The organism is uncultured Cardiobacterium sp. (genome assembly GCF_938028825.1).
GTDB lineage: Bacteria > Pseudomonadota > Gammaproteobacteria > Cardiobacteriales > Cardiobacteriaceae > Cardiobacterium.
The window spans coordinates 1-13,244 of sequence record NZ_CALIZP010000085.1; the positions used below are offsets into that span (position 1 = coordinate 1).

General features: G+C 60.3%; 14 protein-coding genes. 6 read left to right on the forward strand and 8 right to left on the reverse strand.

Annotated elements, in window-relative coordinates:
* Positions 1–278: 278 nt before the first annotated feature.
* The 3 genes from Q0562_RS12335 to Q0562_RS12345 all read right to left on the reverse strand — a co-directional run bounded on the left by Q0562_RS12335 (position 279) and on the right by Q0562_RS12345 (position 3,745).
* Positions 279–2,321: a prolyl oligopeptidase family serine peptidase gene (locus Q0562_RS12335; RefSeq protein ID WP_366144788.1), complete on the reverse strand. Its 2,043-nt coding sequence runs from the start codon at positions 2,319–2,321 to the stop codon at positions 279–281.
* 80 nt (positions 2,322–2,401) lie between these two features.
* Positions 2,402–3,136 (reverse strand): surface-adhesin E family protein, encoded by a 735-nt coding sequence (locus Q0562_RS12340; RefSeq protein ID WP_298644778.1) that lies wholly within the window; start codon positions 3,134–3,136, stop codon positions 2,402–2,404.
* A gap of 78 nt (positions 3,137–3,214) precedes the next feature.
* Positions 3,215–3,745 carry an inorganic diphosphatase gene (locus Q0562_RS12345; protein WP_298644780.1) on the reverse strand — a complete coding sequence of 177 codons (531 nt, stop codon included), beginning with the start codon at positions 3,743–3,745 and terminating at the stop codon, positions 3,215–3,217.
* Positions 3,746–4,037: 292 nt separating this feature from the next.
* Here Q0562_RS12345 and Q0562_RS12350 point away from each other — a divergent pair, with 292 nt between their 5' ends.
* The 3 genes from Q0562_RS12350 to Q0562_RS12360 all read left to right on the forward strand — a co-directional run bounded on the left by Q0562_RS12350 (position 4,038) and on the right by Q0562_RS12360 (position 5,961).
* The gene (locus Q0562_RS12350; protein WP_298644782.1) at positions 4,038–4,883 is read left to right on the forward strand and encodes a CPBP family glutamic-type intramembrane protease; all 846 of its coding nucleotides are present in this window, start codon (positions 4,038–4,040) and stop codon (positions 4,881–4,883) included.
* Positions 4,880–5,590, forward strand: a complete 711-nt coding sequence (locus Q0562_RS12355) for a hypothetical protein (RefSeq protein ID WP_298644784.1) — start codon at positions 4,880–4,882, stop codon at positions 5,588–5,590. The genes Q0562_RS12350 and Q0562_RS12355 overlap by 4 nt, the downstream gene beginning before the upstream one ends.
* Before the next feature lie 206 nt (positions 5,591–5,796).
* On the forward strand, positions 5,797–5,961 hold the full coding sequence (locus Q0562_RS12360; RefSeq protein WP_298644786.1) for a hypothetical protein: 165 nt from the start codon (positions 5,797–5,799) through the stop codon (positions 5,959–5,961).
* Between the two features lie 74 nt (positions 5,962–6,035).
* On the opposite strand, the gene Q0562_RS12365 is transcribed toward Q0562_RS12360, so the two are convergent.
* From Q0562_RS12365 to hemC, 5 genes are read right to left on the reverse strand one after another with little or no spacing between them, the layout of a single operon-like run.
* The gene (locus Q0562_RS12365) at positions 6,036–6,593 is read right to left on the reverse strand and encodes an SMI1/KNR4 family protein (RefSeq protein ID WP_298644788.1); all 558 of its coding nucleotides are present in this window, start codon (positions 6,591–6,593) and stop codon (positions 6,036–6,038) included.
* A gap of 52 nt (positions 6,594–6,645) precedes the next feature.
* Positions 6,646–7,998, reverse strand: a complete 1,353-nt coding sequence (locus Q0562_RS12370; protein ID WP_298644790.1) for a heme biosynthesis HemY N-terminal domain-containing protein — start codon at positions 7,996–7,998, stop codon at positions 6,646–6,648.
* Positions 7,999–8,001: 3 nt separating this feature from the next.
* Positions 8,002–9,261, reverse strand: a complete 1,260-nt coding sequence (locus tag Q0562_RS12375) for a uroporphyrinogen-III C-methyltransferase (RefSeq protein WP_298644793.1) — start codon at positions 9,259–9,261, stop codon at positions 8,002–8,004.
* Positions 9,254–9,994, reverse strand: a complete 741-nt coding sequence (locus Q0562_RS12380; RefSeq protein WP_298644795.1) for a uroporphyrinogen-III synthase — start codon at positions 9,992–9,994, stop codon at positions 9,254–9,256. The genes Q0562_RS12375 and Q0562_RS12380 overlap by 8 nt, the downstream gene beginning before the upstream one ends.
* Positions 9,987–10,919: a hydroxymethylbilane synthase gene (hemC, locus tag Q0562_RS12385; RefSeq protein ID WP_298644798.1), complete on the reverse strand. Its 933-nt coding sequence runs from the start codon at positions 10,917–10,919 to the stop codon at positions 9,987–9,989. The genes Q0562_RS12380 and hemC overlap by 8 nt, the downstream gene beginning before the upstream one ends.
* 45 nt (positions 10,920–10,964) lie before the next feature.
* On the opposite strand from hemC, the gene argH reads away from it, so the two are divergent.
* The 3 genes from argH to Q0562_RS12400 all read left to right on the forward strand — a co-directional run bounded on the left by argH (position 10,965) and on the right by Q0562_RS12400 (position 13,083).
* Positions 10,965–12,356, forward strand: a complete 1,392-nt coding sequence (gene argH / locus Q0562_RS12390; RefSeq protein ID WP_298644801.1) for an argininosuccinate lyase — start codon at positions 10,965–10,967, stop codon at positions 12,354–12,356.
* Positions 12,357–12,426: 70 nt separating this feature from the next.
* Positions 12,427–12,768 (forward strand): glycine zipper 2TM domain-containing protein, encoded by a 342-nt coding sequence (locus tag Q0562_RS12395; protein ID WP_298644805.1) that lies wholly within the window; start codon positions 12,427–12,429, stop codon positions 12,766–12,768.
* A 9-nt stretch (positions 12,769–12,777) separates the two neighbouring features.
* Positions 12,778–13,083, forward strand: a complete 306-nt coding sequence (locus Q0562_RS12400; protein WP_298644808.1) for a flagellar biosynthesis protein FlgH — start codon at positions 12,778–12,780, stop codon at positions 13,081–13,083.
* The last annotated feature ends 161 nt before the right edge of the window (positions 13,084–13,244 follow it).

The window sequence follows — 13,244 nt, forward strand, 5'->3', positions numbered from 1 at the left end:
CTTCACGCTACTTTATTTGCTTAGATGTATGAAATGTTAGGTGTATTAGCTATAGTCGTCTTAATCGGAACGGATGCGGTGTTGGCGCGCCTGACCGGGCCCCATAAAAATCGCTGCGCGATTTTTATGGGAAACCCGCGCCGTACTGTCTGTACTGTCTCCGGCCCGCCACCTTGTCTCGTTCCCGTTTGAAACGACCATCATTTGCGCGGTACGGGCTTCGCCTGACGAGTTGGCGGCAGCGCACAATAAAGCCCGCAGCAGCGGGCTTCTCGTGTTTATTTGGCGAGCTGTTCCCAGAGGAAGGTGTAGGCCAGCGCGCTCATGTAGGCGCGTTGTTTGTTGTCTGCCGCGCCGCCGTGGCCGCCTTCGATGTTTTCGTAGTAGAGGGCGTTTTTGCCCGCCGCCTGCATTTTCGCCATCATTTTCCGCGCGTGGCCGGGGTGGACGCGGTCATCGCGGGTTGAGGTGGTGAAGAGCACCGGCGGGTAGGTTTTCGCCGCGTCAAACTGGTGGTAGGGCGAGTATTTTTCCAGATAGGCCCATTCGGCGGGGTTGTCCGGGTCGCCGTATTCGGCCATCCACGAGGCGCCCGCCAGCAGTTTGTTGTAGCGCTGCATGTCGAGCAGCGGCACCTGGATGACGATGGCGCCGAAGAGTTCCGGGTACTTCGTCAGCATGTTGCCCATCAGCAGGCCGCCGTTGCTGCCGCCCTGGATGCCGAGGTGCGCCGGGTCGGCAATGCCGCGTTTGGTGAGGTCGCGCGCGACGGCGGCAAAGTCTTCGTAGGCTTTGTGGCGGTGTTCTTTCAGGGCTGCCTGGTGCCAGCGCGGGCCGTATTCGCCGCCGCCGCGAATGTTGGCAACGACGTACACGCCGCCCCGTCCGTCCTGGGTGCGGCGGTTCAGCCAGGCTTTGCCCACGCCTGCTGCGTAGCCGGGGGTGAGCGAGATTTCAAAGCCGCCGTAGCCGTAAAGCAGGGTCGGGTTTTTGCCATCGAGGGTGATGTTTTTGTGGTGGACGAGGAAGTAGGGGATTTCGGTGCCGTCATCGCTTTTCGCGAAGTGCTGGGCGACGGTGATGTCGCTCGCGTCGTAGAAGGCGGGCAGGGATTTGAGCGCGGTGGGCGTACTGCCGACGCGGGTGTGGTAGAGGGTGGTCGGCAGGGTGTAGTCGTTGGCGGTCAGCCACAGGTCGTCGTTTTCGTCGGGGTCCACGGCGGCAACGCTGGCGGTGCTGTTCGCCGGCACGCCTTCCAGCGGTTTTTCCGCCCAGTTTTTGGCGGGATCCAGAACGACGAGGCGGGTTTTCACGTCTTCGAGTTTGTTGAGGATGAGGTAATTTTTGGTCCAAGTGATGCCCGCCAGCGAGGTGTGCGCGTCGGGGGTGAAGAGCGCGGTGGGTTCGCGTTTGCCCGCCTGCCAGTCGGCGTAGTTGGCGACGAGGTAGCTGCCGGACGGGTAGGTTTTGCCGTTCAGTGTCCAGTCTTCGCGCAGGGTGATGTTGAGCCACTCGCGATAGACGCCTTTGTCGGCGGTGTCGGGGACGTCGATTTTGTGCAGTGTGCCGTCCGGTGCGCGTTCGTAGAGTTCGTTGTGGTAGAAGTCGATAACGCGGCTGACGAAGTCGCGGTGGTAGCCGGGGGTGTCGTCGTGAGCGGCGGTGATGAGCATGTCGTTTTCTTCGCCGCGATAGACGGTTTTGGCGTCGGCAAGCGGTGTGCCGCGTTGCCACAGGCGGGCTTCGCGCGGGTAACCGGAGGCGGTCATGCTGCCTGCGCCGAAGTCGGTCTGCACGAAGACGTGGTCTTTGTCTATCCAGCCCATTGAGCCTTTGGCTTCGGGGCGGTAGAAGCCGTCTGTGATGAACTCGCGGGTTTCGAGGTCGTATTCGCGGGTTTCGTCCGCATCCGCGCCGCCGCGCGAGAGGCTGATGAGGCAATGGCGGTAGTCGGGGCGCAGGCAGTCCGCGCCATGCCACACCCAGGTGGCGTTTTCGCTTTTGTTGAGAGCATCGAGATCAATGAGGGTGTCCCATTTGGGTTCGGCTTTCTGGTATTCCTCCCAGGTGGTGCGCCGCCAGATGCCGCGCGGGTGGTCTTTGTCCTGCCAGTAGTTGTAGTAATAGTCGCCGCGTTTGACGACGTAGGGGATTTTGTCGCCGGAATCGAGGATGGCGAGCAGGTCGGCCTCGATGGTTTTGAAGGCAGGGTTTTGCGTGAGGGCTTTCTCGCTGGTGGCGTTTTGCGCACGCACCCAGGTGAGGGATTTTTCGCTGTCGATGTCTTCCAGCCAGAGGTTGGGGTCTTGGGTTGCGGTCATGGCGGTGTTCGTGTGGATGAGGGTAAGGAGGGCGAGAGGAAGGATGTGTTTCATTGACTTGCTTTTCAATCGTTATTTATCTACTTTTCATCATAAGATATTCCATATTTATTTGTAACAATATGAAAGTAATTCATTTCTTCCTGACAGAAGAGACCTACTCCTTTCTTCTTTACTAATTTATTTATAGATTTTGTAACCTTCTGTGTAGATTTACTTAGTCTGTTAACATCTACTTGACATCCTGATAATATCGTTTGAATTACAATTTTTGGATCAATGTTATTTTCTGCACTACATACATCAAGAATTTCAATGAAATATGCTAGGTCATCATATGCTTGATTACATTGTTTTACTGTTTTTAGAGTAATACCCGAACTTACAGGAGCAGTACTTTGTGCTACATCAGGAATGTCTATATATGGTTCACCAGAATTGGGTTCCGTAGGCAACGAACATGCCTTTTTTAACATTAATTCACCAAGGCTACCAGGAATTACGCTTTCTACTTTAGATGGCAGATCATTGGACAAAACAGGTTCACCATTGTTGTAATACGTTTTTGATAAAGAAATTATTTTTTTCTTTTTGCATGAAACACTATACTTTTCAACAATTCTATTATAAATAATGCTATTGATTCTTTCATTGCTATCATAATCAATCTTTATCCATATTTCATTAGGGGGTAAGGAATTTTCCATATCCATATGCCACTTACCTCCTGATGTATCTGTGCCAAAATACTGCCAATCAGCAGCATAGATATTCGCAGAAATTAGAACTGCTAGCAAACATAGCTTTTTCATCATTGTCTTTCCTTGGTTAAGTTCATATGTAATAAAAGTGTGCAAATCCCGAAGGCTTTGCACACTTTATCAGCCAGTTAATTACTGTTTTTTCCAGCGCACTTGCGAGTCGCGGATGACTTGTTTGGCTTCTTCGATGTCGCCCCAGTGGTCAACTTTGGTCGAGCCGGGTTTTTTCAGCGCTTTGTAGTTATTGAAGTGGAATTCGATTTGTTTGATGAGCTGCGCGGGCAGGTCAGACAGGGTTTTGATGGCATCGCCGGTTTGGCGGTCGTCAGCAGGGACGACGACGATTTTGTCATCGACTTCGCCGTCATCGACGAATTTCATCACGCCGATGACGCGCGCCTGCATGTAGATGCCGGTCGGCAGCGGGGTGTCGGTGATGATGAGGGCGTCGAGTTCGTCGCCGTCTTCGTCCAGGGTTTGCGGGATGAAGCCGTAGTTGGTGGGTTTGGCGAAGATGAGCGGTTCGACGCGGTCGAGCATCATCGCGCCGATGCCGCGTTTCCACTCGATTTTGTGGTTCGAGCCGGCCGGGATTTCGATGACGACGTTGATGATACCGCCGTCCACGTCGCCTGCGTCGAGGATTTTGTTGAAGTCTGCCATAGGGGCTCCTGTTTGGTTGAAAGGGAGCGGGATTATAGCAAGCGGGGTATTGCGCGGGGTGGCTGGCGGCGTGATGCCAAGGCCAAAAATAACCTGTCGCGGGTTGCGTGCCGCCAGGCGGGGCGGACGCGGAAACGCCTTGCGATCTTTGCGAAAGCCTCCAAAACCCATGACATTTTCCGCCCTTCCCAAATATTCAGCCGGGACTACGCAAGCGGGTGAAGGGGGGCACATGTACAATGCGGTCGTGCGGTTCTGCCGCTGTTATTTTTTATTCTGTAACTGCAAGGTAATGCTTCATGTCCACGTCATCTGTTCCCCGTGCGGATTACCACCCGCTGTTTTTTATTGCTGGTCTTTCGTCATCCCCTGCGCCTGCTGGCTGGTGGCGGGCTTTATCAGCCGCAGCCCCGCCCTTGCCGCGCACACCACCCTGCAAGGCACGCTCGGCATCATCGGCCTCGCCGCGCCTGCCGCCATCGCCGCCGGGCTTTTTTGCCGCCATCCGGCGCTGCTTGCCGACCTCAAACCCCGCCTCAGCCTGCGCACCATCCGCCCGCGTTATCTGCTCGCCGCCGTGCTGCTCGGCCCCGTGACGCTCGTTCTCGCCCAGTTGGTCTCGCTCGCTTTCGGCTACAGCGCCGGGCAATTCCGCATCAGCGGTTATCCCGGTTTCACCAGCGCCCTTTTTTCGCCGTGGCTGCTGCTCGTCCTCGCGCCGCTGCTGGAAGAACTCGCCTGGCACAGTTACGGCACCGACGCGCTGCTCGCCCGCTTCCGCCTCGTGACCGCCAATTTCATTTTCACCGCCTACTGGTTCGTCTGGCACCTCCCGCTCGTCACCATCAAGGGGTACTATCAGGCGAACCTTGTCGCTGCTGGCTGGCAGTACGGCGTCAATTTCCTCGCAAGCATGGCCTGCTTCGTCTTCATCATGAACTGGCTTTATCTGAAAAACGCGCGCAATATCTGGATTGCCGTGGTTTTCCATCTCTGCGCCAATCTCGGCAATGAAATTTTCGCCACCCATCCGGACAGCAAGATTATCCAGACCGGTTTGTTCTTCATCATCCTCGCCCGGCTGATGGGCAAAGAGAAAGCCCTTTTCTTTCAACGACCCAACGGAAACGCACCATGAAAAACGTCATCCTCACCTGCTCCCTCGCCCTGGCTGCTGCCGCGCCCGCCGCCGACAGCGGCATGACCGCTGCCGCCGAAGTCTTCACCCGCGCCCTGCTGCAACACGACGGCGCTGCTGCCGCCGCCCTGGTCGCCCTGCCTGCCGACAGCGCAATCGACCGCGCGCAACTGGCGCAGTGCATCGGCGCACAAAGCAAAAGGGCACTGCCCCACGGCGGCGAAATCCTCGGCAGCGAGGCGCAGGACGGGAACGGCGTCCTCGTGCGTACCCGCACGAACGGCGAGGAAGGCGGCGGTGTCCTGCCCATGGCAAAGACCGCCGACGGCTGGCGCGTGGAGAGCAGCATCATTGCCGACATGGAATGCGACGCCGCCCATCATCTGTCCCACACCGCACCGGGCACCGCCGCCACCGCCTACCTGCATAACCGCGATGGTGTTACCTACGACAGCGTCCATATCGACAACATCGCATACCACGACGGCGGCAAGCGTGCCGATGTGTACCTCAGCGGCGAGAAACACGCCGTCGTCCCGCATCCCGGACAGGAAAAATACCGCTACCGCCTGCCGCTGGAAAAAACGGGCGGCAACTGGCAGGTCATTGACAACGGATGCGGTCTTGCCTGCTTCGTCGAGTTGCCGCCGGATGAGGAAAGCGCGGACGGCGGCGGCAACGACACCGCCCGCAATCCCAAACAATAGCCGTCTGCCGCTTCCCCATTCTCCCTTTCCAACAACCAACCGGAGAAACCCCGCGAAAAAGCCATCCTGACTGCTTTTTTGCTGCACCGTCTCGTCGTTTTCCCGGAATGTGGCAAAGCGGCGGACTAGGCCAAGCCCTGCATGAAGGTGGCGCCCGACGTCGTCTCGTCCGATATGAGTCGTTTCAAAGGGGCGTACAGAATGGCATGAAAAAACCGCCTGACGGCGGTTTTGTTTTTAGCGGTAAGCGGCGGGGATTTGCCGGTGATGGTCTGCTGCTGATATTGGTGGCTGATGGCGGGGTAGTAGGTGATGTGCGGGAATGCGCACTGAGGAAGGGTTCGGCGGGTTCAGCGGTTTTTGAGTGCTGACCTGCGCTGTTGTCAAAGGCGGCGAGTTTTTCGTGCAGTTGGCTGATGTCGGTCATGGTATCCGGTGTGTGGGCTTATTCTTCCGGCAGACAGTCTTCCGGATACCGGCGGATGGTGGCGAGCGATTGTTCAAGCAGTGTGGCAAAGTCGGCGCAAACGTAATTGATCGTGTCGGGGTCGTGGCTGAAGGCGATGATTTGCCCGCGTTGTCCGCCGACGGCGGGGGAATGGTCGGCAATCAGCAGCAAGTCGGGTGCGGCAAAGGCGGCGAAAGGCAGCCAACCCGCCTGGTACCAGCCGTTGCGGATACGCAGGTCGCGTGGCTGCTCTTGTTCGTAGCCGTCGTATTGCGGCGCGCGACGCGCCATGTCTTCCCGTTCGCGCAGGGCGGTGGCCAGGGAGAGGAAGCCGTAGCCGGTAATGTAGCCGGGGCGGGCGAAGACGGTTTGCCATTCATCGCTGCCGTCCGCAGTCTGCCAAGCGGCTTTGAGTGCGGGGTCGAGGGGGAAGCCGAGTGCGGCTTCGGCAGCGGCGATGTCGGCGGCACTCGCCGGAGGTCGGGTGCGCAGGGGTTCTAGCCCGTTGTCGCGGTAGAGGGTACGCAGGGCGGTGAGGTAGGCGGGGAAGGGCATGTCATCAGGTTTGTATGTAGAGAAAAACACCCGCCGGAGCGGGTGTTTTGGGTCAGTTTTTGTTTTCTTTGGGCTCCTCGCCGCCATCGCCGCTTTGTTCGGCGGCGGCAGGCGGTGTGTCGGGTTCTTCCGCCGGTTTTCCGGCGTCAACCGCCGTGCCTTGTTCGACAGCGGGCGGGGTTTGCGGGGCCGGCAGCAGATCGCCTTCGAGGGCTTGTTCGGGGTGTGCCGGGGCGACGCTTTGCCGGTAGGCAAGCAGTGCGGCTTCCGGGCGGTTCTGTGCGTCGAGGATTTGCGCGTAGAGGGCAAAGGCTTCGGGCGCCTGGCCGCGTTTGATGGCTTCTTCAACGGCTTGCAGCGCAGTGTCGAGGTCTTTCGCTTTGTAGGCGATAAGCGCTTTGGCGTAGAGGAAGATGGCGTCGTTCGCGTGCTTGCTTTCCCACTGTTTCATGTTGTCGAGCTGGGCACGGAAGTCGGCGCGGCGCAGTTGGCTGTATGCCTGGATGAGTTCGAGGTCCTGGCTTTGGCGGATTTCGCCGGCAAGCAGTTTTTCGGCTTCTTCGGGGTGGTCGTTCGCCGCCAGCGCACCGGCGTATTGCAGGATGAGGGCCTTGTCGTGGCGCAGGTCGGCGGGCAGGCGTTTCCACGCGGCTTCGAGGGTCTGGATGTCGCTTTTGGCGCTGTCGTGCAGGATGCCCTGCGCGTAGGTTTGGCGGCGTCCGTGGTAGGCGGCGTCATCCAGTTGCGGGCGCAGGGCGGCGAGGTTGTGCCAGGCTTTCTCCCAGTTCTGCTGCGCGGCGTAGGCGGTATCGAGCAGGGCGATGATTTTGCTGTTGCGCGGTTCTTCGCTGTGCAGTTGTTCGAGCAGTTTGACGGCCTGATCGTAAGCACCGTTTTGTACGTGGATTTCGGCTTCGGTCAGGCGGGTCAGGTTGCTTTGTTGCTGGCGGGCGCCTTCGCGCGCGCGCAGCAGGTAGTGGTCGCGGCGGTCTTTGGCGTTTTGCCGGTCGGCGGCGATGGCGGCGTTTTCGTAGTAGATGACGGCGTCCCGGCCGAGCGCGGTCATCAGGCGGCCGCCGTGTTCGAGATCGCGTTCGGCGCGGCCGTAGTGGCCGGACAGCATGGCGGCAAGGCCGCTTTTCAGCAGGCGTTCGGCTTTGTGGCGGCGGCGCACGCTGCTGCTGCGGCTGAGGATTTGCGGGCTGTGCCAGAGGACACAGAGGACGCGCAGGCAGTAGAAGATGATGCCGGAGGCGATGAGCGAGAGGATGAGCCAGACGATGAGCGAGGTCTCAACGTAGTGGGTGGCGGTTTTGAAGTACACCCGCACCGGAATCTGGTTCACGGCATAGCCGATGAAGGTGCAGAGGGCGAAGGCGAAGAGGGCGAGGATGACGCGTATCATGGTTTACTCCTTCGCGGCTTTTTCGATTTGGTCGATCAGGACACCGATGTCCGGGGCTTTGCTGTCGCCCGCTTCGAGTTTGTCGAGGGTGGCAAGGGCAGCGGCGACATCGCTGTTTGCGGTGTCGAAGAGGCGTTCGATCTGGGTGTAGATTTGTTTGGCGGCGGCGTCGTAGGCGACCCGGTCGTGCAGTTGCAGGGCATTGCGCGCGAAGGCGAGGTCAAGGCGCAGGTTTTCTTTGAGGATGGTTTGCAGGGCGTCGTTGGCTTGCACCCAGGCGAGCCCGGCATCGTCGATAGCGGTAACGGTGATGGTTTTTTCGAGGATGTTTTGCCCTGCGCCCTTGAGTTTGTCCTGCCAGCCGGTTTGTCCGGTCTTGGCCGGGGCGGCAAGCAGGTTGAGGGTGTTGACGTTTTTGTACGGCCATTTCGGCAGGGTGGCGATGATGGCGTCGATTTCGGCAGCCGGAGCCGGTTTGGCGGCGAGGATGCCGTATTCGGTACGCAGTTCGGTGAGCGCGTTCTGGTATTCGGCGTAGGGGCTGTTATTCAGATTGAAGAGGGTGTAGGTTTCACCCGCCTGGTCGAGGTAGGCTTTGGCAGCGGTGTAGTTGCCGTCACCGGCGGCGATTTTCGCCATTTTCAGCGCGTTCAGCAGCGGGTAGGGGTTGGCGCTGCTGCTGTTCTGCGCGAGGGCGTGCTCGATAAGGACGCGTTTTTCGTCAATTTGCCGGACGGCGGCTTTGGCGGCGGCTTCGCTTTCCTGTACGGCGGCGATTTCTTTGCTGAGGTCGATTTTGGTCTCGCCCTGGGCGAAGCTCGCCAGTTCTTGTTTGATGAGGCTTTCGGCCTGGTCGCGGCTGATGCTGTGTTGGGCGGCGATGGCGGCGATTTGTTCGTCGCTGACCTGGTTGGCGGCAACGGCGGCATTCACGGCGGTGTTGATGGCGCTGTCAATGTTTTTGGTCTGCTGGCCGAGTTGGGCAACTTGCTGTTCCAAGTCGTCCACTCTGCTGATGGTGGCGTAGGTTTTCGGCGCGGTGTCGTTCAGGTTGAGGTTCAGTTTGGCGATGGCGTCGTTGTAGTGGTCGGTGATTTTGTTCAGCGCGAAGGTACCGCCGCCGGCAATGGCCACGCTGACCACGAGGGAAAGGAACGCCAGTCCGCGCCCGCTGCCGCTTTGCGGTGCCTGGTGCTTGCCGGGGATGTCTTGCGCTACGGGGTGTGCGTCTTGCTGATTTTCGGTTTGGTTCGGGTCAGTCATGGGGGGCTCCTGGGTTGGGTTCCACCGTCTGCCACCAGCGGCAGATGGCTGCGATTTGCTCGGTTTCACCGGCTTTTTCCGCGCAGATGTGTCTGCGAAAGCCTTGTTTTTCCGCGTATTGCGCCACCCGTTCGCTGATGGCGGCGATACAGGCGCGGCATTTTAGCAGTTTTCGTTTTTCTTGCGGGACTATTGCAAGCAGGTGATCAAGGGTTTGCCGGCTGGCAATGGTGATGATGTGCGGGATGGGCAGGGAGGCGGGGTAGTGCGCGCTCGGGTTGATGCGGCAATAAGGCTGAATGGTGTGTACAGTGTTGTTTGGGCTGAGTATTTCGGCGAGTTTCGTTCTGCCGTCCGGGGCGGCAATCAGGGCGATGCGCGCACCGCGCGGTTGCCAGGCGGCGAGGAGGGCTTCGCTGTTGTACGGCGGCGGGGCGCAGCGGTCGGGCGGGCGGGGCATGGCAGCGGCGGTGGCGCTGCCGATAGCGACGGTTTGCTGCCCGCGCAAGCGGTATTGCGCGAGCAGGTGTTGCACGGCGGCAGCGCTGGTGAAGACGAGGGTGTCGCTGTCATCAAGTATGGCGCGGTCGGCGGCGCTGAGGGGTTGCGGGATGGTTGCCATCAGCGGCAGGTGGTAAGTGGTACCGCCCAGTGCGGCGATGCGGTTGCGAAAGGCGGGGTAGTGGCTGCTGTCGCGGGTGTAGAGGATGATGCAGCCGCTCAGTTCAGGCATGACCAAGGCGGTGCAGGATGTTGCGCGCACCACCGGCAATCAGGCGAGCGGCGATGTCTTCGCCCAGCGCTGTGGCATCGATACGCGGGGCATCGTCGCTTGCGGCGAGATAGTCGCTACCATCCGGCATACCGATGCGCGCTTCCAGGTGAATACGCTCGCCGTGCAGGGTGGCAAAGGCAGCGAGTGGCACCTGGCAGGAACCTTCAAGATGGCGGTTGATGATGCGCTCAGTTTGCACACACAGGGCGGTGTCGGCGTCATTCAGCGCGGCAAGCAGCGGGTAGGCGGGGCTGTCCGGGCGGCATTCGATACCAATCGCGCCCTGGCCGATGGCGGGCAGCGACAGGGCGACGGGCAATGTTTCGCGGATGCGCTCGTGCAGGCCGAGGCGGAGCAATCCGGCGCAGGCGAGGATGATGGCGTCGAACTCGCCCCGGTCGAGTTTGGCGAGGCGGGTTTGCACGTTGCCGCGCAGGTCGCGCAACACTACATCGGGGCGGGTGCGGGCGATTTGCATGCGGCGACGCAGGCTGCACGTTCCGACCACCGCCCCGGCAGGCAGATTGGCAAAGCGGGCGAAGCGGTTGCTGACGAAAGCGTCGTAAGGATTCTCGCGCGGCAGAATGGCGGCGATAGCGTAACCTTCCGGCAGGTACACGCCGACATCCTTCATCGAATGCACGGCAATATCCGCTTCATCACGCGCCAGCGCCTGTTCCAGTTCCTTGATGAACAGCCCCTTGCCGCCGATTTTGGCCAGCGGTGCGTCTAGCAGTTGATCGCCGCGCGTGGTCATCGGCACGAGGCGGACGGCAAGCTGCGGATAACGTTCGCGCAGGCGGGTGGCGACATGTTCGGCCTGCCACAGGGCGAGCCTGCTTTCGCGGGTGGCGATACGGATTTCGGAGAGAGAAGGATTCATGCGGTTGTACAATGCACGGAAAGACACAACCCGCGAGTTTACTGTATGCACAAAGCGAAAACCAACAGCGCCTGGGGCGGCCGCTTCCAGGAATCCACCGACGCCTTCGTCGCCGCCTTCACCGCTTCCGTCGCCTTCGACCGGCGTCTTGCCGCCGAAGACATCGCCGGCTCCAAAGCCCACGCCGCCATGCTGGTCAAACAGGGCGTCCTCAGCGCCGGGGACGGAGAGGCCATCGCGCGAGGGCTGGACACCATCGCCGCTGAAATCGCGCGCGGCGAATTCGTGTGGGACACGGCACTGGAAGATGTACACATGAACATCGAAAAACGCCTCACCGACCTCATCGGCGACGCCGGCAAACGCCTGCACACCGGCCGCTCGCGCAACGACCAGGTCGCCACCGACATCCGCCTCTACACCCGTGCCGCCATCGACCGCGTCCTTGCCGAAATCCGCCGCCTGCAACGCGCCATCCTCACCCTCGCCGAGGGCGAAACCGACACCATCATGCCCGGCTTCACCCACCTGCAAGTCGCCCAGCCCGTGACCTTCGGCCACCACCTCATGGCCTGGTACGAAATGCTCAAGCGCGACGCCGGGCGCTTCACGGACAGCCGCGAACGCCTGAACCAGTCCCCGCTCGGCGCCGCCGCCCTCGCCGGCACCACCTACCCCATCGATCGCCACATGACCGCCGCTGCCCTCGGCTTCAACGCGCCATGTGCCAACTCGCTCGATGCCGTTTCCGACCGCGACTTCGCCATCGAAACCTGTGCCGCCGCCGCCATCCTCATGATGCACCTCAGCCGCATCGCCGAAGAACTCATCCACTGGAACAGCGCCGCCTACCGCTTCATCGACCTGCCCGACCGTTTCTGCACCGGCTCCTCCATCATGCCGCAGAAAAAAAATCCCGACGTGCCCGAACTCGTGCGCGGCAAAAGCGGCCGCGTTTACGGCCACCTCTTCGCTCTGCTCACCCTGATGAAAAGCCAGCCGCTCGCCTACAACAAAGACAACCAGGAAGACAAAGAACCCCTCTTCGACACCCTCGACACCGTCCTCGCCTGCCTGCGCGCCTTCGCCGACATGATTCCCGCCATCGAAGCCAACCGCGCTGCCATGTACCGCGCCGCCAGCGAAGGCTACTCCACCGCGACCGATCTGGCCGATTACCTCGTGCGGCGCGGCGTCCCCTTCCGCGACGCGCACGAAATCGTCGGTCGCGCCGTGCATCTCGCCATCGAGCGCCGCTGCACCCTGGACGCCCTGCCGCTGGTCGACCTGCAACAACTCTCGCCCGCCATCGCGGAAGACGTGTACCAAAACCTCACCCTCGAAGGCTCCGTCAACGCCCGCGACCACTTCGGCGGTACCGCGCCCGCGCAAGTCAAAGCGCGCATTGCCGCCACCCGCGAAACCTTGCAGGATTGACATTACCGCCCGCCCTGAATTGCACTACTCTTTTGCCAACCCGAACACGGGCAAACACAGGAGACACCACATGAAAAACACCCTCATCAAAACCTCGCTACTCGCTGCCACCCTCGGCGGCCTCGCCGCATGCAGCACCGTTACCCCGCCGAACCAGTCCGGCACCACCACCGCGCGTAACGCCGCCATCGGTGCCGCTGTCGGCGCAGGCATCGGCCAACTGTGGGGCAAAGATACCGAATCCACCCTGACCGGTGCCGCCATCGGCGGCCTCATCGGCAGCCAGGTCCGCACCCCGGACGGCACCGGCACCTACCAGCAGCCGACCTACCAACAACCCACCTACCAGCAGCCGACCTACAACAATGGCGGATACAACAGCGGCTATAACAATGGCGGCTACCGTCGCTAAGGTCGCCGCATGAAAACCCCGCTGCCGCTCATCCTGCCGCTGCTGCTCGCCGCCTGCACCGCCACTCCGCGCAACGACGTACCCTTGCAGGCGCAAGCACCCGGCGCTCCGCCGGACAGCAGCATCGGCAAAGCGGACATCATCGGTGCGGCACACCGCCGCTATGCCCGCCAGCCGAACGAAGTGAACAACGCCCTCTGGGGCGGCGCCATCGGTGCCGGTATCGGACAGTCTATCGGTCACGACACCGAAGGCACCGCCTACGGCTTCGGCGCCGGTGTCCTGAGTGGGTATTACAGCGGCTTTCTTTACTGAGCGCGAAGACAGCACAATCCCCGGTCCGTACCGGGGATTTTTTGGCGTAATGGACAAATTTCATGCTTTTTTTGAGATGTTGCGCCCTAATGGACAAATTTCATGATCTCCCCTCTATTTTTTGCTGAAATAATCTTTTATAAACCGTAACTTCCTCTCCT

Bases quoted from the DNA above. Each gene is read 5' to 3' on its own strand.
- Q0562_RS12350 (WP_298644782.1), top strand. From the start codon at position 4,038: ATGCTTCATGTCCACGTCATCTGTTCCCCGTGCGGATTACCACCCGCT.
- argH (WP_298644801.1), top strand. From the start codon at position 10,965: ATGCACAAAGCGAAAACCAACAGCGCCTGGGGCGGCCGCTTCCAGGAA.
- Q0562_RS12355 (WP_298644784.1), top strand. From the start codon at position 4,880: ATGAAAAACGTCATCCTCACCTGCTCCCTCGCCCTGGCTGCTGCCGCG.
- Q0562_RS12380 (WP_298644795.1), bottom strand. From the start codon at position 9,994: ATGCCTGAACTGAGCGGCTGCATCATCCTCTACACCCGCGACAGCAGC.
- Q0562_RS12370 (WP_298644790.1), bottom strand. From the start codon at position 7,998: ATGATACGCGTCATCCTCGCCCTCTTCGCCTTCGCCCTCTGCACCTTC.
- Q0562_RS12395 (WP_298644805.1), top strand. From the start codon at position 12,427: ATGAAAAACACCCTCATCAAAACCTCGCTACTCGCTGCCACCCTCGGC.
- Q0562_RS12345 (WP_298644780.1), bottom strand. From the start codon at position 3,745: ATGGCAGACTTCAACAAAATCCTCGACGCAGGCGACGTGGACGGCGGT.
- Q0562_RS12340 (WP_298644778.1), bottom strand. From the start codon at position 3,136: ATGATGAAAAAGCTATGTTTGCTAGCAGTTCTAATTTCTGCGAATATC.
- Q0562_RS12375 (WP_298644793.1), bottom strand. From the start codon at position 9,261: ATGACTGACCCGAACCAAACCGAAAATCAGCAAGACGCACACCCCGTA.
- Q0562_RS12365 (WP_298644788.1), bottom strand. From the start codon at position 6,593: ATGCCCTTCCCCGCCTACCTCACCGCCCTGCGTACCCTCTACCGCGAC.
- Q0562_RS12360 (WP_298644786.1), top strand. From the start codon at position 5,797: ATGAAAAAACCGCCTGACGGCGGTTTTGTTTTTAGCGGTAAGCGGCGG.
- Q0562_RS12335 (WP_366144788.1), bottom strand. From the start codon at position 2,321: ATGACCGCAACCCAAGACCCCAACCTCTGGCTGGAAGACATCGACAGC.
- hemC (WP_298644798.1), bottom strand. From the start codon at position 10,919: ATGAATCCTTCTCTCTCCGAAATCCGTATCGCCACCCGCGAAAGCAGG.
- Q0562_RS12400 (WP_298644808.1), top strand. From the start codon at position 12,778: ATGAAAACCCCGCTGCCGCTCATCCTGCCGCTGCTGCTCGCCGCCTGC.